Below are 21,380 nucleotides of genomic sequence, written 5' to 3' on the forward strand. Positions count from 1 at the left end.
TACTGTCCAAGGCTTTCAGGAAACCAGCTTCATTCCTATTATCGACAGCATTGACATTCTCACTTTTTACAGGAGGGATGTTCGGAGCGGCTACGCAGGCTCAGGCCGCATCGCCTGAAGAGACTCGCTTCCTGCAGTTGTATACTCAACTGAAGGATCCAGGCAACGGTTATTTCTCTTCGGAAGGCATACCCTATCACTCTATCGAGACCTTGATCAGCGAAGCACCCGATTACGGACATATGACGACCTCCGAGGCCTATAGCTACTGGCTATGGCTGGAGGTCCTGTATGGGCATTACACGGGAGATTGGGAGCCGCTAGAGGCCGCTTGGGATAACATGGAGAAATACATCATCCCGGTCAATGAAGGCGATGGCAAGGAAGAGCAGCCGACCATGAGCTACTACAATCCGAACAGCCCGGCCACCTATGCTGCGGAATATGGTCAACCTGATCAATATCCGAGTCAGCTCAGCGGACAATATGCAGCGGGCAGAGACCCGCTGGATGCTGAACTCAAGGCCACCTACGGGAATAACCAGACGTATCTGATGCATTGGCTTCTCGACGTGGACGACTGGTACGAATACGGCAATTTGCTCAATCCGGATCATACCGCTACCTATGTGAATACCTTCCAAAGAGGGGAACAGGAATCGGTATGGGAGGCTGTGCCGCATCCTTCCCAGGATGATAAGACCTTTGGCAAGGCAGGGGAAGGCTTCATGTCCCTGTTCACCAAGGAGGCGAATGCTCCGGCGGCACAATGGCGCTACACCAACGCCACCGATGCTGACGCTCGTGCGATTCAGGCCATGTATTGGGCCAAGTCACTCGGTTATGACAATGAGGTCTATTTTGAAAAAGCGAAAAAAATGGGAGATTACTTGCGCTACGGTATGTATGACAAGTACTTTCAGGAAATCGGCAGCGCTGCGGACGGAAGTCCCTCCGCAGGCAACGGCAAGAATGCCAGCCATTATCTGATGGCCTGGTATACGGCCTGGGGTGGAGGCCTTGGCAATACAGGCAATTGGGCATGGCGCATCGGGGCCAGCCACGCTCATCAGGGCTACCAGAACGTGGTGGCTGCGTATGCACTCTCCGATCCTGACAGCGGCTTGATCCCGAACTCGCCAACAGCCGGTCAGGATTGGGCGACTTCACTCTCACGCCAACTGGAATTCTATACCTGGCTGCAATCCAGCGAGGGAGCGATAGCCGGCGGTGCTACCAACAGTTATGATGGCGCTTACAAGTCCTACCCAGCCGGGACAAGCACGTTCTATGGCATGGCCTACGACGATGCCCCGGTATATCATGACCCGCCATCCAACAACTGGTTTGGTATGCAGGCCTGGGGAGTAGAGCGTATCGCCGAGCTTTATTATATCCTGGCCTCCAGCGGAGATACTAGCTCGGATAACTTCAGAATGGCCAAGCAAATCACGGAGAACTGGGTTGATTGGTCGATGGATTACGTCTTTACTGACCAGCGTCCTGTCACCGATAGCGATGGCTACTATCTGGATCAGCAAGGCAATCGTGTGCTCTGGGGAGACGATCCGCAAATTGCTACCGTCCCGGCTCCGGGCGAATTCTGGATTCCTAGCAATCTGGAATGGTCCGGCCAGCCTGACAACTGGAGCGGCTTTAGTAATCACACCGGCAATGCTAATCTTCATGTCGTCACAAAGAATCCGGGCCAAGATACCGGCGTGCTTGGCAGTTATATCAAGGCGCTTACCTTCTACGCAGCAGCCACCAAGGCCGAAGAAGGCAGCTTCACAGCGCTGGGCTCGCAGGCGGAAGGGCTCGCCAAAGCCTTGCTGGATACGGCATGGAACTACAATGACGGCATCGGCATTGTCACGACAGAAGAGCGTGGCGATTACAACCGTTATTTCACGAAAGAAATCTATTTCCCTGATGGTTGGACGGGTATATTTGGTCAAGGAAATACCATTCCGGGCAATGACACCGTGCCATCCGATCCATCGAAAGGCGGCAATGGTGTCTATGCCAGCTACGTTGACGTTCGTCCAAACATTGTCAATGATTCGCAGTGGGCATATCTGCTGGACAAGTATACGAACTCATGGAATCCGCAAACCCAAACCTGGGACGACGGAGCTCCTGAATTCGTCTACCACCGCTTCTGGTCTCAAGTGGATATGGCAACGGCTTATGCTGAATATGCCCGCTTGATTCAGGGGGGAGGCGGAGGTCCCGTGGAGCCGGTGGCTCCCAAAGCTCCAGCCAATTTGAAGGCCGTCTCCGGGGATGCCCAAGTGGAGTTAAGCTGGAGCAAATCCTCTGGGGCGGAAGAGTATACGGTCAAGCGTGCCGAGGTGAGCGGCGGGGCCTATAGCCCAATCGCTACGGTGACTACGAACGCCTACACGGACCTTGACGTAGTCAATGATACCACCTATTACTATGTGGTTAGTGCCACCAATGCGGTAGGAACCAGCCCGGATTCGGCCGAGGTCAGTGCCACGCCGAACTCCAAGCCGATCCCGACGGGTGAATTGAAGGTTCAGTACCGAACGGATGACACGGGAGAGAATGATAACCAGATTCGGGCGCAATTCAAGGTCGTGAATAACGGAACCGAGACGGTATCGCTGAGCGATGTGAAGGTGCGCTACTACTATACGATTGATGGAGACGCCTCTCAGCAGTTTAATGTGGATTATGCGGTCGTGGGCAGCGGGAACGTGAGCGGCAGCTTCGTGAAGCTGGAACCTGCGTTACCTGGAGCAGACTATTATTTTGAAATAGCCTTTGCTCCAAATGCCGGGACTCTGGCGCCGGGAGAGGATTCCGGGGAGATCCAGATTCGTATCAATAAATCGGATTGGTCCAATTATGCGGAAGCGGATGATTATTCACGTGATGCGTCGAAGACTTCTTATGCGGATTGGGACAAGGTGACCGCCTATCTTGGCGGCAGCCTGGTGTGGGGGATAGAGCCCTAACCTTTCGCGACGCTAACTCTTGATAGGGTGAAAAAACGGTGGGTCCTGGCACTAGATTGATTGCGCCGGGACCTGCTGTTTTTATGTATTAATAGTAGGTAAGGATAGGTTCATTTTAGCATAAGCAGGTGGATTGAGTGGGATGAAGTCATCCTTTAAAAGACGGAAAAATACTACCTTCTCAACTCATTAAATAAATTATAGGAATCTTACATAATGAGAATATGAGCTATAGCCCTGCTAGGGTTGAAAGGAGGGGCGTATGACGATTCCTATATGGTTCCTTAATGCAATTCGTCAAAGGCTGGACTTAATTATGCCGGATATTGAACGGCAGTCAGAATGGCGTAAGATTCGGGCCGAAGAGCGAAGCGCCTTTGCAGGGATGTTTCCTGGTGAGGATAAAATGAAGGGGGCAGATTATATGGAATGGGAGGACAAGCATCTATTCAGACAAGCTGTTGAACATGAATTGCTATATACCCAAGGTGTGAAGGATGGTATCCAACTGATGATTGGTATAATGGAAGAAGTGAATAGTAAATAAGGGGGGGAATACTCTGGTGCGAATCCCAAGCTCACATGATTTTTCCGGGAGATTCGCACCACTCGCCCCGTAAGGGATCATGGCATTTCAGCCCCTTTTTTGCTATGCTTGGAGCAGCCTTTTTACGAGATTTGCACTTTTGGACCTCTGAGCCCTTGCAGGGCGCGGGCTCATTTGGGGCGGAGTCGCACCTTATGTAGGTGCGTGGATTGAAGTTCTGACACTCTCATACCAGCGCTTTCCTTACTTCCTGGATAAACCGCTGCCCACGAACCCAAATGGTTTTCAGAAGGGAATACCGACTTTATACACGTGCTCAGGCAACAATCGGCGGTTTTCAACGTTGCAATAGGGCTGTTTTTTATTCGGGTTTGGTGTCACCAAAAAAGCATCGACCTTTGACCTGTCATGACCAGTATCGGATGCGTATTCCTTTTTGAATCAGGCTTTTATTTTCATACTCGGCAGTGACCGATAGGTCATGAAGTTTTTTTGTACTTCTTCCACTTTCTGATTTTGGCACGGAACGTCTTGAACGGCGCTGCCGAATTGATGTGAATCCAGCGGGCTGCCGGCCAGTTGTCCTTGTTGCCTGTCCACTTGCGGTGGCCCTGTGTGAACAATTCTTCCTCGCTGAACGTGTCGATCCACTGCTGCCATCGCTGCTCTAATTCCCGGAATTGACTGCGCAGCTCGGGCAGTGTCAAAGCGGCGTATTCGTCATAGAATGATTGATACATCTCGCCAAGCTGATTCCACTTGAAGCCTGGAGCGGGCATGCTTACCTCCTTGCCCTTTCGTTCATCCTCATCCCAGCCCATCACCAAATGCATCCAGCCCAGCTGGTAAGCGATAATCTCTGCAGGAGTCCGGTCCACCTCAGGAATTCGTACATCCTTTTCCCCGGGATTCACGTCATCGAACTCTCCATCCAATAACAAGTACAGAGCATGTATAGTCTCCATAAGCTCCTGTTTTGATTCGTATACATAGCTTGCCATATTCGTTCACTCCTACTTTTTTATCCTAGTTATACCATAGGAATGTGACAACAGGATGTCCAGTTTAACAAGGCAGTTCAAAAAGTCATCATTTGATCACAAAGCGGATAAATTCCCTCCGTACAGGCACAGTTGGGCCTCGGCCCACATACAATGAAATGAGCCAGAAAGAAGCGAGGTTATATTCATTGTTATGTGATCCAGCAGGAGGTGCCATCAATGCCTGGTTTGTTTACTGCAATTGCCATGTTCATCAAACAGTTGACGCTGCTCGTCTCTTATGTGAAGAATAACGCCTTCCCTCAGCCCCTAACGGAGGAGGAGGAAGCGAAGCACCTGGAAAGAATGGCCCAGGGCGATCCTGTGTCCCGCAACTTGCTGATTGAGCACAACCTGCGGCTGGTTGCGCATATTGTCAAAAAATTCGACAACACCGGCGAAGACCTCGAAGACCTGATCTCCATCGGGACGATTGGTCTGATCAAAGCGATCGAGAGCTACCGGCTCGGAAAAGGGACGAAGCTGGCGACATTTGCAGCAAGATGTATAGAGAATGAGATTCTTATGCACCTGAGGTCGCTGAAGAAAACCCGCAAAGATGTATCTTTGCATGATCCCATTGGAACGGACAAAGAAGGAAATGAGATCACCTTGATTGATATTCTGGGCAGTGATAATGATGAAGTGGCGGACCATGTTGAACTGAAGCTGGAAAAGAGCAAGATCTACCAGAACCTCGACATCCTGGATGAGCGAGAGCAAGAGGTAATCAAAGGGCGATTCGGGCTGGAGCATGGGGGAGAAGAACGGACCCAGCGCGAAATTGCCAAGGAGCTCGGGATTAGCCGGAGCTATGTGTCGCGGATCGAGAAGAGAGCGCTCATGAAGTTGTATCATGAGTTTTATAAGAAGAAATAGAGAGCATTCAACCCTAAGGGGCTGGCCGTTTAATGTAACGGGTCCAGCCCCTTGTGCTGTATTCTGAATTTGCGCGGGGTTAAGCCGATTTCTCTTTTGAAAATGCTGCAAAATTGAGCATCGTTCACAAACCCGGAAGCAGCCGATACCTCCGAGATGGGAAGCTGTGTATGGCGCAGTAATGATTTGGCATAATCCAGGCGTTTTAGCAAAAGATAACGGAGCGGGGATAAATGGTAGCGCTCTTTAAACAGATGGCGAAAACGATCGTAGCTGTAGCCGGATAGCTCCGACAGGCTGGATATTGTCAGCCTTTGCAGGAAGTTCTCATCCATATAGTTCATGACATACTGCATACGATCCTCAGCAGGTAAGGAGGACAGGCCGTCATCCACATTTCTCAGCAAATGAACGATGATTTCTCCGAGCTGCAGGTTCATCAACTCAGCAAAACCTTCCCGTTTGCGCTGAAATTCTTGCTTGATTCGCAGTAAGGTTTGCAGTACGGTGTGCTCCTTGTCATCATCATACACACCTGCAAGGTTGGACAGGCGGGAGTTATCGCAGAGAAAGCCAATGAACAGCACCTCCGCTTCCGCATCCGGCGTATGCTTCTCATCGTGCTTATAACCAGGGGGGATGATAGCAAACGAGGATGTACGGTAATGAAAATTTTTCGCGCCGATGTTGGAGGTCCCTAATGCATTAACGTAATATACGAGTTCATAGCATTCATGCTGATGCGGGGGAATATGCGTATTAGGCTCATGAATAGCATTTACAATATAAAGAACACGATCCATAATGCACCTCCCTGAAGTAAGAAATTCAATGTCCTGTAGAATCTGCGCGGCATGATTAGCCGAATCGTATAAAAAATTGACCGAATTCTTATAATTTTTTGTGTTCATTTTTGTTATGATCTTATCAATTAGACGGAAGTTTTTCAACTAGGCTGGCAACCATGTTCGGAAATGAGTCGTGAAAATCTGCAAAGGTCCCATGAAAAAAATACTTTATTCGGAAATAGGAGCGATGAAGGAAAAATGAAAAAGAATGTACTGGTTTTGCTGGTAGCGATGGTAATGGTGCTGGTAACTGCATGCGGCAGCAACACGAACAATCAGGCTTCAACCGGAAACAGCGATTCCAACGGCGGGACAAGCCAGGATGGGAACTTGAAGGTTATTTTGTTGATTCCGGGTACGCTTGGAGATAAATCGTTCTTTGATGCGGCAAATAATGGTTTGAACAAGGTTAAGGAAGAGCTTGGTGCAGAAACCAAAGTGGTTGAGATGGGAACGGACAAGACCAAATGGGAGCCTACCTACAATGATATTGCCGCTCAGGATTGGGATGTGGTTATTTCTGGCGGATCTGAGATTACTGAAATGTTCAACGCTGTAGCAGAAGCAAATCCTGATAAAAAATTCATTAACTATGATACAGATATTGAAGAAGCTCCGGACAACGTGTACAGCATGACTTATGCAACCAATGAGGTGTCCTTCCTGGCAGGGGCTGCGGCAGCTTATGCTACCCAGTCGGATATGGAACATGCTAACGAAGACAATGTCATTGGTTTTGTCGGCGGCATGGACATCCCTGGCATTAACGCTTTCCTGGTTGGCTACATCCAGGGTGCCCAGTATGTTGATCCTGACGTTAAAGTGGCGGTCTCTTATGCAGGTGATTTTGTTAACCCGGCAAAGGGCAAGGAATTGTCTCTGATCCAGTATAATTCGGGTGTAGATATTATCTTCAATGTCGCCGGCGGTACAGGCCTTGGGATTTTTGACGCGGCAAAGGAAAAGAAAAAATACGCGATTGGCGTCGATTCCGACCAAGCGATGCTGCTGAAGGATACGGATCCTGAAAAAGCGAATCTGATCGTTACCTCGGCGATTAAAAAGATTGATTCCGCCATTCTGGGTGCAGTGAAGAGGCTGAGCGAGGGCACCTTGGAAATGGGCAAACGTGACATTCTTAGCTTTGTAGAAGAAGGTGTCGGCATCGCGGAAAATGAGATTTATACAGCCGCTTTCCCGGAAGATGTTCAAGCGAAGATCGAGGAAGTGAAGCAAAAGCTGATTAACAAAGAAATTAAAGTGGATAACGCCATGGGGATGGAAACCTCCGAGGTTGAAGCGATCCGGAATGCCGTTAAACCATAACTATACGCACAATCTGTCATTCAGCGCAGCAAGAAGTCCTTCAACATGAGGGGCTTCAAGCTGCTTATTTTTTCAACGATTTAAGAGGTATTTCAGTTTACTAATCTTCAAGTTAGAAGGATGTGAAGGCTCTACCATGGAAACTCCTTTGCTGGAAATGCGCGGGATTACAAAGGTGTACCCCAATGGGGTCGTGGCTAACCGGGATGTGAATTTCTCTCTGCGCGAAGGGGAGATTCATGCTCTGGCAGGTGAAAATGGCGCAGGAAAATCGACCTTGATGAAAATGATCTTCGGAATGGAGGAGCCGAGCGAAGGCGAAATTTATATCCGGGGAGAAAAAGTAAGACTGCAATCCCCTCAGGATGCCATTGATCGGGGAATCGGGATGGTCCATCAGCACTTTATGCTGGTGCCTTCCTTTACGGTTGCTGAAAATATGGTGCTCGGCATGGAGCCCCGCAAGGGCTTGGGCATTCATTATGCGGAGGCGATCCGGATGACGGAGGAGACGGCCCGCAAGTATAATCTGGCGGTAAATCCGAAAGCCAAGGTTGAGGATTTGACGGTAGGGATGAAGCAAAAGGTCGAGATTTTGAAGGCTTTGCTTCGCGGCGCCAAGATTCTGATCCTGGATGAGCCAACTGCCGTATTAACACCCCAGGAGACGGAGGAATTGTTTCGTGAGCTGCAGCAGCTTAAGGAGCATGGTCATACCATCGTGTTTATCTCGCACAAGCTCAAGGAAGTAAAGGCGATTTGTGATCGAATTACGATTTTGCGGGGCGGAAGCAGTGAAGGTGTATTCCAGACTGCGGATGTGAGCGAACAGGAGATTTCCCGTCTGATGGTTGGGCGGGATGTTGTGTTGAAATACGACAAGCCCAACGTAGCGCTTCAAGAGCCTGTGCTGACCGTGCAGGAGCTGAATGTGAGCGATCGGCAGGGCAACTCCCTTTTGCGCGATGTGAACTTTACAGTACACGGCGGACAAATTGTCGGGATTGCCGGGGTTGAGGGCAACGGGCAGCGTGAGCTGATTGAGGCGCTGACGGGCGGACTTCAGGGGGTATCCAGCAACGGCGCTGTGCAGGTCAAAGGAACGGAGATACGGGAAGCGGACATTCTGACCATTCGAAATCTTGGCGTAGCTTATATTCCTGAGGACCGGATGTCCCAAGGGTCAGCTGCAGAGGCCAGTATCTCCGACAATCTGATCTCTACACGCTATCGTTCCAAGGCCATGAATAAAGGTTTCTTTCTGAGGGGTTCAAGTGTCATGGAAATGGCCACGCGCTTGATTGAGGATTTCAAAATACGTTGTTCAGGCCCCAAGCAGCCGATCGGAATGCTCTCGGGGGGAAATATGCAAAAGGTTGTGGTGGCTCGCGAATGCTCAGCCAATCCGCAGCTGTTAATCGCGGAACAGCCTACACGCGGGGTTGATGTCGGGGCGGCACAGTTAATTCACCAGAAGCTGCTGGAGCTGCGAGAGAAGCAGAGTGCCATTGTGCTCGTATCTGCCGATTTGAATGAAGTGCTGGAAATTAGTGATTGCCTGCTAGTCATGTATGAAGGACAAATCGTTGCCTATATCGAGAACCCTTCCGGCATGAGTGAAGAGGAGCTTGGGCTCTACATGCTGGGAATCAAGCGACAGGATGCACAGCAGATCAGGAGGGCTCTGAGTCATGTTTAAATCCAAATATTTCGAGACGTTTCGAACAACAGCAGTCATTTTGATTGCGCTTGTGATTGCTTTTCTTATTATTGCGCTTGTTAGCGACAATCCCGTAAAAACGATCGGCATTTTTCTGTTTGAGCCGCTCAACTCGAAGGGACATATCGGAAATGTGATTGAGATGGCAATTCCGTTGATGTTTACTGGACTTGCAGTCTCATTGCTATTTCGTGCGAATATGTTCAATCTGGGTGCAGAGGGGGTTTTCTATTTCTCTGGCGTCGTGGCGTCAGCGATTGCCATTCACTGGTCGCTGGGCGGCTTCCTGCATCCTGTTGTTGCTATCCTTGCCGGTTCGATCGTAGGTGCCATTTTATCTGCCATCCCGGGTATCTTGAAGGCAAAATGGAATGCGAATGAGCTAGTGACCTCCTTAATGTTCAACAATATTTTATTTGGAATTGGCCTGTATCTGTTAAATTATCAACTACGGGATGCAAAGGCGTTTGCCAACGTCTCATTTAAATTTGAGAAAACGGCCTTGCTCGATAAAATTATTCCGGGCACACGGATTCATACGGGCTTAATCATCGTATTGGTGCTTATCGTGCTTGCTCATTTCTTTCTGTATAAAACGAAATGGGGCTATGAGCTTCGCATGACGGGAGCTAATCGCAGCTTTGCCCGCTACTCTGGAATGAAGACGGCCAAGGTGATTATTCTCGTTCACTTGCTTGCAGGCTTTATTGCAGGTATGGGCGGGTCTGTGGAAGTGCTCGGGATGTATACCCGCTTCCAATGGACAGCCTTGCCTGGCTATGGTCTGGATGGTGCTCTGGTCGCTATGCTGGCCAAGAACAACCCCTTGTCGGTGATCGGTTCGGCATTGTTCCTGGCCTATATTCGGATTGGCGCTGATCTGATGGCCCGCCTGTCTGATGTTCCTGCTGAAATGATCTCCATTATCCAAGCCGTCATTATCTTACTGATCTCGGCCGAGCAATTCCTGAAATTCTGGAAGAATCGGATGCTGCTGAAGGAGGCGCGTGAAGCATGAATGGTCTGGACAGCTTGTTCAATGTGATCTTGACAACAGATTTTGCTTTCTCCGTCTTGCGGGTAACCACACCCATTTTATTTGCAGCATTAGGCGCATTAATCTCCAACCGTGCCGGTATTATCAATATCGGGATGGAGGGGATCATGCTTGTATCCGCCTTGACAGGCGTGATCGTCAGTTCCTACGCTCAGAACGCCTGGGTAGGCCTGCTGGGCGCCGTGCTCGCTGGCACACTTATTGCGGGCTTGCTAGCCTATTTCACATTGAAATTCAAAACGCACATTATTTTAGGCGGTATTGCCATTAATATGTTTGCTTCCGGCGGCACCGTGTTCATCCTGTACCTGCTTAGCGGGGACAAGGGATCGTCCACCTCCTTGCCGAGCAAGGTATTGCCCAGCCTTGAGCTTCCCCTGATCAAGGATATCCCTGTAGTGGGTCAAATTCTATCAGGACATCATGTGCTGACCTATATATCCATTATCTCGGTATTCGTTGTTTACTATCTGCTCAACCGCACCTCCCTGGGCTTGCGTATCCGGTCTGTCGGTGAGAACTCGCATGCGGCACAATCTGTAGGGGTCAGTGTGATTAAGATTCAATATACAGCCCTACTGCTCAGCGGCTTCTTTGCCGGACTTGGCGGAGCTTATATGTCCATGGGCTACTTATCCCTGTTCACAAGAGATATGATTGCCGGACGCGGCTGGATTGCGATTGCGGCTGAATCGATGGGACGAAGCACAACGGCAGGGACCGCATTAACGTCATTGTTGTTTGGCGCAGCAGATGCGCTATCCAACGCCTTCCAGGTATTGAAGATTCCTGCGGAGCTAATCGCCACACTGCCTTATGTAGCGACGGTAGTGGGATTAGTCATCTATGCGGTTTCCGAGACGCGTAAGAAGAACCGAAAGATATCTGCTAAATAACTTGTAAGTTGAACTTAAGAAGCTACACAAAAAGGCAGGAGTATAAAGAGTTCTGAGTTGCCACTAGTGTACTTTCATCCGTTCAACTCCTAAAGTGTTAGCGAAGTCGTCAGTAAAGAATTAGCGAGGAGCGTGATGATATATGGCAACACCGATTATTATTGACTGCGACCCAGGCCATGACGATGCTATTGCGATTTTACTCGCCTATGCACACCGGGATGTATTGGACATAAGAGGGATCACGACGGTAGGCGGTAATCAGGTTTTAGAGAAGATAACAGACAATGCGCTGCGAATTCTCAGCTTTATTGAGGCCGATATTCCTGTAGCCAAGGGGGCGGCAGGTCCCTTGCTGGGCAAGCTGGTTACGGGGGAAGAAGCGCATGGTGAATCAGGCATGGATGGCCCGGTGCTTCCGCCTAGTCTCGCCCGGCCGACGGACCAGGGCGCAGTAGAGTTTATGCTTGAGCTTATCAGGTCTAGTGATGATAAGATTACGCTTGTTCCGCTTGCTCCGTTGACCAATATTGCCTTGCTGCTTACTGCCTATCCAGAGGTGAAGGATAAGATCGAACGGATCTCATTAATGGGCGGCGGGATTAGCTATGGCAACGTAACCTCGACGGCGGAATTCAACATTTATGTTGATCCGGAGGCGGCGAGGATTGTCTATGAATCAGGGATTCCGATTACCATGAGCGGTCTGGATGTGACGGACAAGGCAGCTATTTTTGAGGATGAAATTGAGGAGTTGAAAAGACGTGGCCCGGTATCTGTCCTCGTGGGAGAACTGCTTGATTTTTACTCGATCTATGGGAAGAAGATGGGGTACGTCGGCAATGCGCTGCATGATCCGTGTGCCGTCGCCTGGCTTTTGCACCCTGAGTTATTTCAGTCCAGACACCTGCATGTTACGGTGGAGACGGAGGGCAAGCAGACGAGAGGAATGACCGTAGCCGACCAACGCAAAAAAACAGAACATGCGCCTAATGTTGAGGTGCTGGTTGATGTAGACCGGACAGCATTTATAAATTTGCTATTTGATTCCCTGGCACGTTTGGATCAGCAGCTTCTTGCTGCGAGAGGAGTGTAGGCTGTGGCAGGCTGGGAAAGATTGCAGGAAATGATGGCCTTCGAGCTGATGCAGCGTAGGGAGGAGGGCTGTAATGTAGCAGGATTTCAGGAAAAGCTTGCTTTGGCCGGCAAGGATGAGACGAAGCTGATGCAATTCTATCATGAGATTATGCAGCTTCCTGTTGCAGAAGATTTTCCTTATCATGAACCGACCGCATGGGATGAGATCAGAAGTCTGCGCCCGGAAGGGCCGCGCAAGCTGAAGGCCGTCTGGAGTGAAGCGGAGTGGCGCAACAAGTTCTACGGCGCCTGGCTCGGGAGATCTGTAGGCTGTGCGCTGGGCAAGCCGCTCGAATATTGGGACTACTTGTATGGGAAGGACGGCCGTCCGGGCTGGGAAAATGTGGAGCTGTGGTTCCGCGGCGCGGACGCCTGGCCGATTAAAGGCTATACACCGGGATATTCCCGGGCAGCAGAGCAATATGGGCTTGGATTAAGCGAATGGTCCCATGTAAGCACATCGGACAAAATTAAATATATGGAAAGTGATGATGATCTGCGCTACACGATTCTCGGCCTGCTGCTGCTGGAGGAAAAGGGCCTGGACTTTGATTCATGGGATGTGGGCAAGCTGTGGCACAGCAGATTGACCTATAGCCAGGTATGCACTGCCGAGACACAAGCTTACATGAACTTTGCACAGGAGACGTCTCATTTGAAAGGGGACAAGCCGGAGGACTGGGAGCTTCGGCAAGAGCGCGTGCGAATGTACCTGAATCCATATCGGGAGTGGATCGGGGCGGCGATTCGCGTAGACGGTCTGGCCTACGGGGTAGCGGGAAATCCGGAATTGGCGGCGGAGCTGGCCTACCGGGATGCTTCCTTCTCACATGTAAAGAATGGCATCTATGCAGCCATGTTTAACGCAGCCATGATTGCTGCGGCATTTGCAGAGCAGGATAATGAGAAGCTGCTTGAGATTGGACTTAGTGAAATTCCAAAGACCAGCCGTCTGGCGGCGGATGTCATCAAGGGAATTGAGATCGCGCATCAGGCCAAAAGCGAGCGTGAGCTGGTGAGCCGAATTTGGGATGAATTTAGTCATTATGATCCGGTTCACAGTAACAATAATGCGGCTTTGGTGGCGGCCTCGCTTATCTATGGAGGGAACGATTTTGAAAAGGCAGTCGTAACCTCGGTATATGGCGGGATGGACACCGATTGTAATGGAGCAACCGTAGGCTCTATTATGGGAGCCAAGCTAGGTGCGGACCAATTGCCTTCAAGCTGGACCGAGCCATTAAATGATACGCTCTATGCGGACTTAATTGGTTTTGATCCTGTTTCAATCTCTTCCTTGGCAGAGCGCAGCTATCAGGTGTTTTTGAAGCTGCGGCAGAAGGTTTAGCTTTAGCCTGAAGACGAAGAGGCATCTGGAATGCTTCCACATATTGTAGGGTTGCTGGCCTATACGTTATAATGAATAGGATAGAGATTCGGAATGAGTTACAGTATCGGGGTATGGCGCAGTCAGGTAGCGCGCACCCTTGGGGTGGGTGAGGCCGTGGGTTCGAATCCCGCTACTCCGATTTTTCCGATTCTCAAATAATGACCACTTCTTGTGTAATGTAGAAGTGGTCATTTTTCGTTAATTCCAAATTTGTCTGTTCCAACGACTCAAAAGAAACCAACCCGGCCCTGCCCCGGTTGCTGCAGCCACTGGCGCTTATGGCCCTTGTCCAGTTCCTCGCGCAGTGACTGAATCAGTTTAGCTATATCCACATATCCTTGCCGATGCCACTCCAGCGCAGCACTCACATACACTTCGCCCATCTGGGCCAGTGAGAAGGACTCTGTATGCCGCGCCGCTTCCAGTGTTCCTTCTACCCCTGCAAACAGGTCAAATCCCCGTTGCTTGAGATATTGCTCACGCAGAGCTTCATTGGGCATGCTGATTTCATAAGCGCGATCAAACCGCCCTGCCCGGTTCATGAGTCCAGGATCAATTTTCTCAGGATAATTTGTCGTACCGATCAAGAAGATGCCTTCCTTGGAGGTAGCCCCATCCAGTGTGTTCAGGAAGAAGGAGCGAACGCCCTCCGGCATGGAGTCGATATCTTCAATAATAAGAACCATTGGAGCCAGCCGTTTCGCAGCATCGAATACCTCCCGCACCGATTCGCTCGTCGTATACTCGGTAATTTGCCAGTAGGCTGCCGGACCTGGTATACTCCCAGCGATGGATTTCACCAAGGTAGTCTTACCGTTACCAGGGTGTCCATACAGCAGAATTCCCCGTTTGTAGGGAATATCAAACTGGCGGTAAAACGTGCGATCCTCCTCAAAGAATTGATCCAACGCATGGAAGATATCCTGCTTGATTTCTTCTGAGAGCACTACCTGGTCCCGGGTAACCGTCCGGGTGATGGCTTCGCCTTGGCGCTCGATGCCGTTGCGGGTATCCGTAAAGACCGTCACCCGCTTCATATTTTGCTGCCGTTCACGCTCGCGCACCGTGCTTAGGAATCGCTTCATCTGCTCTTCGCTGGCGGCAAACACAAAATCCTCTGTATAGACGCCATTTAAGCGGAAGAATGGAATTCTCGCCAGAGCTACCCCCAATTTGGGGTATGCAAATACGTTGTTTCGCAATGAATACTGCATTCCGTACGCAGGTACATCGCCCTCATCATCGTAGTGGAAGGTGCGAAGCTCCAGGTCCTCAAACACCCGGGCCACCAGTTCCACATCTTCGCTCTCAGAGCGAAGATCCTCCTCCAGAAGACTCCAGTATTCATTGTTCGGATCATCGCTGGCAAACAGCTCATAGCGTATTCCGTAGCGAGAATAGAGCGCATCAATAATACCGCTAATCAAATGAGCATAGGTGGCATAGCCTTCAATCGCTTCCACGGAATGAGGCTTCAGCGCGTAAATAGAGGAGATGCTTTGTGGTCTGTTTGAATTCTGTAATGTCATGACTTAGCCCCCTTCACGGCAGCAAGTGGCTTGCATTTGGCGACAACTTGAGCCAATCCTGCTCCCGTGACACTTTCAATAATTTCATCCACATTTTTGTACGCTTGCGGCGACTCATCCAGGATGGATTCCAGTGAACGCTGGTTAACAACAATTTCATCTTCGGTTCCTACACGGAGCGCTGCTTCGAAGTCCTCGACCTTCACCAAGCGTTTTGTCGCTGTACGCGAGCGGATGCGGCCTGCTCCATGGCAAATGGAATAATAATTGTCAGCACCTCCCGGTTGTCCCACCATGATATAGGAAGCTGTCCCCATCGAACCGGGAATAAGCGCAGGGTGTCCGGTTGTCAAATATGGCTTCGGATTATCAGTATGACCAGCCGGCAACGCCCGGGTTGCCCCCTTGCGATGCACGAATACCCTGCCCTGCTCTGGATGATGCTCTTCCCAGGCGTAATTATGCATCAAGTCGTACAATGTGCTGAATTCGCATTTTGACCCAAACACCTCGCGGAACGCTTCGCGCATGGCATAAGCAATGAGGTGGCGGTTCGTTACCGCATAGTTAAGTGCAGAGTACATCATATTCACATAATGTCTGCCCTCTGCATGCTCCAAGGGAGCGAAGATCAGCTTGGGATCAGAGGTTCCCCATCCGTGGCGCTGCATCACCTTAAGGATAGCTGATGAGCTCATTTGGCTAACATATCCCCCCCAGGCCCGCGACCCGGAGTGGATCATGACGACGATTTGTCCGTCGGACAAGCCCCAAGCTTCCGCGATGCTCCGGTTCTCCTCGGTAATTTCGATCGCCTGGATCTCGGCAAAGTGGTTGCCGCCCCCCAGCGTACCAAGCTGTCTATGCGCCCGATGCCAGGTCATGTCCGGCACAAGCTCCAGCACACTTTCATCGAAGGCGAATTTGCTGCTCTCCACATGCGTTAATGAAGTGGGCTTTTTGGGAGTATAGCTGTCCGGAATATATTTCTTAGGCAGTCCATGCAGTCCTTTGCGTACAATATGCTCCAGCCGAATATCGGAATAATGTCCTCGCTGATTGGCTTCCATCGGCAACACTTTTTCAATGGCCTTGACCAATTTACGCCGCAGCTTCACGTCTTTAAGATCATCCTTGTGCAGGTTAGTCATATGCACCCGCATGCCGCAGCCGATATCACTGCCTACAATACTGGGAGATACATATCCGCTCCGCGCATCCCATACCGCCGTTGTACCGATACAAGTACCAACACCGACATGTACGTCCGGAGTATAGCTCATATAACGAATGTCCGGGATTTGCAAATTGTTGTTTGCCATGTCAAATACCTTGTAATCGAGTGATGAGAAAAGCTGCTGTGTCGCGTAAACCGTCAGATCGCCAGAAGGCAGCTTCACTTCGTGACGAAAGGCGCCTTGTTCATCTATTGCTGTACCATAAATTTGAGTATTCATAAATTGTTTATTAATCCTTTCTAAATTCATTTCATAAAGTGTACATATCTTGCTCGAAGTCGCGCTTCGCTCATAGGCCACAAGAAAAGAAGCCATAGGCCTGTTGCCCATGACTTCTTTGTGTGAATCTTTACAAAAGAATTCGCTGTCAGGTAACTGACAGCCGCTCCTTCTTTAACCATAGCTGTAAAGTGACATACCAGAGAACATCAAAACCGTACCCTTGATAAGTCACATATCTCCTATGTCTCCCGTATGAGGCTGAAGAAACGATGAGCAGAATATGAAATTGCATTTACACCAAAAAAACTAAACGACCGAGCGCCATAAACTGCCATCATTGCCTTCAACCTCCCTTCATTCATAATGTAATCTATCTTACGCCAGCATCTTTTTCCATGTCAACCCTTTTATTGGAGGATGGGACGAGATGAGATTGAAAAATTTGGACTGGGAACCTGGCGAATATACTCTTTATTTTAAAAGGGGATTAAACATTCCAAAACAGCTGGATTTTACGTTAGAATAATCTTTAATAGCTACTAATTTCTCCTTCTATATAAGTTAAACTAAAGATTGTATACTGGAGGCAACGATTAGGCCTGATGCTGGACAGGTCGAGTGAGGGAAATGGAGTGAGTTATTAGATGAATTTAGACAGTCTATTTGACAGCAATTTTAGAGGTTGTGCTGTGATCACTAAAAACAACGAAGTGATATTGAAAAAAGCAGCGGGCTATGCCGATTTACAGAATAAAGTAAGTAACGATTTTGATACAAAGTTTGCAACAGCTTCAGCAGGTAAAGTGTTTGTCGCTGTTGGAATATTGCAACTAATTGAAAAAGGTTTACTCGCTTTTGAAACGACCATTGGAGAGATACTTGATATTGATCTTAAGCAAATAGACATTAATATAACAATCAAACAATTGTTAACGCATACTTCAGGTATTCCAGACTATTTTGATGAATCTGTGATGAGTGAATATGAAGAGCTTTGGATCGACTTTCCAAATTATAAAATACGCTCTAATCAAGATTTGCTGCCACTCTTTGTTGATAAACCAATGATGTATCCTCGTGGTAGTAGATTTCAGTATAACAACACAGGGTTTGTTGTATTGGCTCTTGTTATCGAGAAGCTAACAGGAATGGAATTTGATAAATATTTGACTGATCAAGTCTTCAAACCGTGTGAAATGTATAGTACGGGGTATTATGAGCTCGACATGCTGCCTGCAAAATGTGCTGCAAACTATATTTACGATGAACGACGTAATACGTATCGGACTAATATATTCAGCGTAGATGCCAAGGGGACTGGTGCTGGAGGTGCATTTACAACTGTGGCCGATATCGAATCGTTCTGGAATTGCTTGTTGTCATACCAACTACTTTCAGAATCAATGACAAAAAATATGCTTTCAAATCATAGCGGAAAAGATGGATGCTATGGTTATGGGATCTGGCTGAGAAAAACAAATAGTCACTTTGTACCATACTTTCAAGGCAGTGATCCAGGCGTGAGCTTTATTACATCTTATGATATTTCACAACAGTTGATGGTTGTGTTAGTCAGTAACTATGGGGATAATGTTTGGGAATTACTGAGGGATATAAATAACAACCTCTATTCTAATTGATGAATTTGTAGACACTCGCGAGTGCGTTATCGAGATTGCATCATCAATACGTTGTGATATTGCGTTTTACAATTGGATCAGGAAAACGACAGTACTCAGATTGTTGCTGACCATGTAGATTTGAACGGTGGAAACAGTGCTTTGAATTTAAAAGGAGCCAGGCGACCATTTCTCGCCCAGCTCCTTTTGAGTATATCCCCCGATCCGTCAATTCGTCTTCGACTTATTGTAGATGTCGAAGGCTACGGCTAGCAGGAGGACGAGGCCTTTGATGCCTTGCTGCCAGTCGACACCGAGTCCGATGAGGGACATGCCGTTGTTCATCACGCCCATAACCAGGCCGCCGATGATCGCACCGATGACGGTACCGATCCCGCCGGAAGCGGAGGCGCCGCCGATAAAGCAGGCTGCGATGGCATCGAGCTCGAAGTTGATGCCAGCCTTGGGTGTAGCCGAATTCAGGCGGGCTGCAAAGATCAGGCCGGATAAGGCGGCCAAGGCGCCCATGTTGACGAATACCCAGAAGGTCACCCGTTTCGTCTTGACCCCCGACAGGCTGGCTGCCTTCTCATTGCCGCCGATGGCATAAATATGCCGGCCAGCTACCATCCGATTCATAACAAAGGAATAGATGACGATCAAGAAGAACAGGATGATGAGAATATTCGGAAGTCCGTTATAGGTAGCGAGTACAAATGTGAAAATGTTAATGACGGCCACAAGCAGCACAATTTTCGTTGTGAACATCCAGATGGGTGCCGTGTCGAAGTTGTATTTGATCTGTGTGCGGCGGTCCTTGAATTCTTGCCAGATGTAGAGCACGGACAGCAATATACCGAGCGTCACCGTAAGCAGGTGAATTTCGCCGCCGCCAAGCCAGTCCGGGATAAAGCCAGAGCTGATGCGTTGAAAGGCTTTCGGAAACGGTGCGATCGACTGGCCGCCCAGTACAATCATGGTGAGTCCCCTGAACAGGAGCATGCCGGCCAAGGTGACGATAAAAGCCGGGATTTTGATATACGCGATCCAGAAGCCCTGCCAGGCCCCGATCAGCGCTCCGGCTGCCAGGGATAAAATGACCGCGAGATACACCGGCAGCTGCAAATCCACCATCATGATGGCGGATAGCGCACCGATGAACGCGGCGATGGAACCGACGGACAAGTCGATATGCCCGGTAATAATGACTAGCACCATCCCAATGGCAAGCACCAGAATATAGCTGTTTTGCAAGATCAGATTCGTAATGTTAAGCGGCTTGAGCAGAATACCCTCGGTCAAAATTTGAAATAAAATTGTGATGAAGACTAAAGCGATAATCATGCCGTACTGGCGAATATTCTTCTTAAAGAGCTCGCTGACTGCTTGCATCTGTCTCCCCCCTGCCTCGAGTCATGGATTTCATTAACACTTCCTGCGTGGCGTCTTCGCGGCGGACCTCCCCGGTGATCCGGCCTTCGCTCATGACGTAGATCCGGTCGCACATCCCGAGAATTTCCGGCAGTTCGGAGGAGATGAACAAGATACCCTTACCCTCGTCAGCCAATTGATTCACGATGGAATAAATTTCGTACTTGGCTCCGACATCGATCCCGCGAGTAGGCTCATCGAGAATCAATATCTCCGGCTGCGAATAGATCCATTTGCTCAATACGACCTTCTGCTGGTTGCCGCCGCTCAGGTTAACCGCTTTTTGCAAAATGCTCGGGGTTTTGATGTTAAGCTTGCGGCGGTACTCCTCGGCGACAAGCACTTCCTCCTGTTCCTGAATGACGCCCCGGCGAGAGAGCTTGCCTAATGAGGCTAGCGAAATATTACGCTTGATATCGTCGATTAAGATCAGGCCATATTGCTTGCGGTCCTCTGTAACATAAGCTACTCCATGTTCAATTGCTTGGCTGATATGATCAAAGCGAACCTCCCGGCCGTGCAGGAACAGCTTGCCTTGAATATGCCGACCGTAAGAGCGGCCAAAGATGCTCATCGCCAGCTCGGTCCGGCCTGCTCCCATCAGTCCGGCGATGCCGACAATCTCACCCTGGCGAATGTTCAGATTAATGCCGTCCAGCACCTTGCGCTCCTCCTGCTGAGGATGATAGGCCTCCCAGTCCTGAACCTCGAAGATGATATCGCCGATTTGGGGAGTCCGAACGGGATAGCGATGCGTCAAGTCCCGACCAACCATCCCCTTAATAATCATGTCTTCCGTGACCTGGTCTGCCTTCATGTCCAAGGTTTGAATCGTCTGACCATCACGCAAAATGGTAATCGTGTCAGCCACTCGACTGATCTCGCCCAGTTTGTGAGAGATGATAATCGATGTGATGCCTTGTTTCTTCAACTCCAGAATGAGGGCCAGCAGGTTCTCGCTATCGTCTTCGTTTAACGCAGCCGTCGGCTCGTCCAGAATTAACAGCCTGACCTGCTTCGACAGAGCCTTGGCAATCTCCACCAGCTGCTGCTTGCCGACCCCAAGCTCCAGCACACGGGTGGCTGGCGATTCGTCCAGCCCCACCGTATGCAGCAGCCCTTTTGTCTTCATCGTAGTCTCGTTCCAGTCGATCAGTCCCCGTTTGCTTTGCTCGTTACCCAGGAAAATATTCTCTGCAATCGACAGATAGGGAATCAAGGCCAATTCCTGATGGATAATGACGATGCCGACCTGTTCGCTTTGCTTGATATCCTTGAATTCGCAGGGCTGCCCGTCAAAGAAAATCTCGCCCTCGTAAGAGCCGTGCGGATATACTCCGCTGAGCACCTTCATCAGCGTGGATTTACCGGCCCCATTCTCTCCGCACAGGGCGTGAATCTCTCCTTCTGTTACCTTAAGGTTGACGTTGCTGAGCGCTTTAACGCCCGGAAACGTCTTGGTAATGTCCCTCATTTCCAAAATCGTCCCGCTCAAGTGCCGTCACCCGGCCTTTCCT

At 49.5% G+C, this 21,380-nt stretch carries 16 protein-coding genes and 1 tRNA gene; 11 read left to right on the forward strand and 6 right to left on the reverse strand.

Translation table 11 applies throughout. The annotated features are described in order from the left end of the window. The first annotated feature begins 77 nt into the window (after positions 1-77). Positions 78-2,984, forward strand: coding sequence for a glycoside hydrolase family 48 protein (locus tag KI362_RS00200; protein ID WP_374705604.1), 2,907 nt, complete (start codon positions 78-80; stop codon positions 2,982-2,984). Positions 2,985-3,246: 262 nt separating this feature from the next. After that, positions 3,247-3,531 carry a hypothetical protein gene (locus KI362_RS00205; RefSeq protein WP_301623982.1) on the forward strand — a complete coding sequence of 95 codons (285 nt, stop codon included), beginning with the start codon at positions 3,247-3,249 and terminating at the stop codon, positions 3,529-3,531. A 479-nt stretch (positions 3,532-4,010) separates the two neighbouring features. On the opposite strand, the gene KI362_RS00210 is transcribed toward KI362_RS00205, so the two are convergent. Beyond that, on the reverse strand, positions 4,011-4,532 hold the full coding sequence (locus KI362_RS00210) for a ClbS/DfsB family four-helix bundle protein (RefSeq protein ID WP_044479584.1): 522 nt from the start codon (positions 4,530-4,532) through the stop codon (positions 4,011-4,013). Positions 4,533-4,751: 219 nt separating this feature from the next. On the opposite strand from KI362_RS00210, the gene sigK reads away from it, so the two are divergent. Continuing rightward, the gene (gene sigK, locus KI362_RS00215; protein WP_044479583.1) at positions 4,752-5,450 is read left to right on the forward strand and encodes an RNA polymerase sporulation sigma factor SigK; all 699 of its coding nucleotides are present in this window, start codon (positions 4,752-4,754) and stop codon (positions 5,448-5,450) included. Positions 5,451-5,479: 29 nt separating this feature from the next. Here sigK and KI362_RS00220 read toward each other — a convergent pair whose 3' ends face one another. Beyond that, a complete protein-coding gene (locus KI362_RS00220; protein WP_301623985.1) occupies positions 5,480-6,253 on the reverse strand; it encodes an AraC family transcriptional regulator in 774 nt (257 codons plus the stop codon). Positions 6,254-6,496: 243 nt separating this feature from the next. Between KI362_RS00220 and KI362_RS00225 the strand changes: the two genes are divergently transcribed. From KI362_RS00225 to KI362_RS00255, 7 genes are all read left to right on the forward strand, one after another. Beyond that, entirely contained in the window at positions 6,497-7,624 is a 1,128-nt protein-coding gene (locus KI362_RS00225; RefSeq protein WP_301623986.1) for a BMP family ABC transporter substrate-binding protein, read from the forward strand. A 136-nt stretch (positions 7,625-7,760) separates the two neighbouring features. Continuing rightward, positions 7,761-9,323: an ABC transporter ATP-binding protein gene (locus KI362_RS00230; RefSeq protein WP_212938170.1), complete on the forward strand. Its 1,563-nt coding sequence runs from the start codon at positions 7,761-7,763 to the stop codon at positions 9,321-9,323. Beyond that, the gene (locus KI362_RS00235) at positions 9,316-10,362 is read left to right on the forward strand and encodes an ABC transporter permease (RefSeq protein ID WP_301623989.1); all 1,047 of its coding nucleotides are present in this window, start codon (positions 9,316-9,318) and stop codon (positions 10,360-10,362) included. Before KI362_RS00230 ends, KI362_RS00235 begins: the two co-directional genes overlap by 8 nt. Further along, entirely contained in the window at positions 10,359-11,297 is a 939-nt protein-coding gene (locus KI362_RS00240; protein WP_301623990.1) for an ABC transporter permease, read from the forward strand. The genes KI362_RS00235 and KI362_RS00240 overlap by 4 nt, the downstream gene beginning before the upstream one ends. Before the next feature lie 142 nt (positions 11,298-11,439). Further along, a complete protein-coding gene (locus KI362_RS00245) occupies positions 11,440-12,393 on the forward strand; it encodes a nucleoside hydrolase (RefSeq protein ID WP_301623991.1) in 954 nt (317 codons plus the stop codon). A gap of 3 nt (positions 12,394-12,396) precedes the next feature. Beyond that, complete coding sequence (locus tag KI362_RS00250; RefSeq protein ID WP_301623993.1) at positions 12,397-13,782, forward strand: ADP-ribosylglycohydrolase family protein; 1,386 nt, start codon at positions 12,397-12,399, stop codon at positions 13,780-13,782. A 107-nt stretch (positions 13,783-13,889) separates the two neighbouring features. Beyond that, positions 13,890-13,963 (forward strand) — tRNA-Pro (locus tag KI362_RS00255). An 88-nt stretch (positions 13,964-14,051) separates the two neighbouring features. Here KI362_RS00255 and KI362_RS00260 read toward each other — a convergent pair. Both KI362_RS00260 and KI362_RS00265 read right to left on the reverse strand, forming a co-directional pair. After that, positions 14,052-15,353: an AAA family ATPase gene (locus tag KI362_RS00260; protein ID WP_301623995.1), complete on the reverse strand. Its 1,302-nt coding sequence runs from the start codon at positions 15,351-15,353 to the stop codon at positions 14,052-14,054. Beyond that, on the reverse strand, positions 15,350-16,810 hold the full coding sequence (locus tag KI362_RS00265; RefSeq protein ID WP_301623997.1) for an RtcB family protein: 1,461 nt from the start codon (positions 16,808-16,810) through the stop codon (positions 15,350-15,352). Before KI362_RS00265 ends, KI362_RS00260 begins: the two co-directional genes overlap by 4 nt. A 647-nt stretch (positions 16,811-17,457) precedes the next feature. Here KI362_RS00265 and KI362_RS00270 point away from each other — a divergent pair. Continuing rightward, positions 17,458-18,453, forward strand: coding sequence for a serine hydrolase domain-containing protein (locus KI362_RS00270; RefSeq protein ID WP_044479568.1), 996 nt, complete (start codon positions 17,458-17,460; stop codon positions 18,451-18,453). Between the two features lie 207 nt (positions 18,454-18,660). On the opposite strand, the gene mmsB is transcribed toward KI362_RS00270, so the two are convergent. Both mmsB and mmsA read right to left on the reverse strand, forming a co-directional pair. Continuing rightward, positions 18,661-19,824 (reverse strand): multiple monosaccharide ABC transporter permease, encoded by a 1,164-nt coding sequence (mmsB, locus tag KI362_RS00275; protein ID WP_301623999.1) that lies wholly within the window; start codon positions 19,822-19,824, stop codon positions 18,661-18,663. Beyond that, a complete protein-coding gene (gene mmsA / locus KI362_RS00280) occupies positions 19,799-21,358 on the reverse strand; it encodes a multiple monosaccharide ABC transporter ATP-binding protein (protein ID WP_301624001.1) in 1,560 nt (519 codons plus the stop codon). Before mmsA ends, mmsB begins: the two co-directional genes overlap by 26 nt. Positions 21,359-21,380 lie beyond the last annotated feature (22 nt).

Source organism: Paenibacillus apis, assembly GCF_018333295.1.
GTDB lineage: Bacteria > Bacillota > Bacilli > Paenibacillales > Paenibacillaceae > Fontibacillus > Fontibacillus antibioticophila.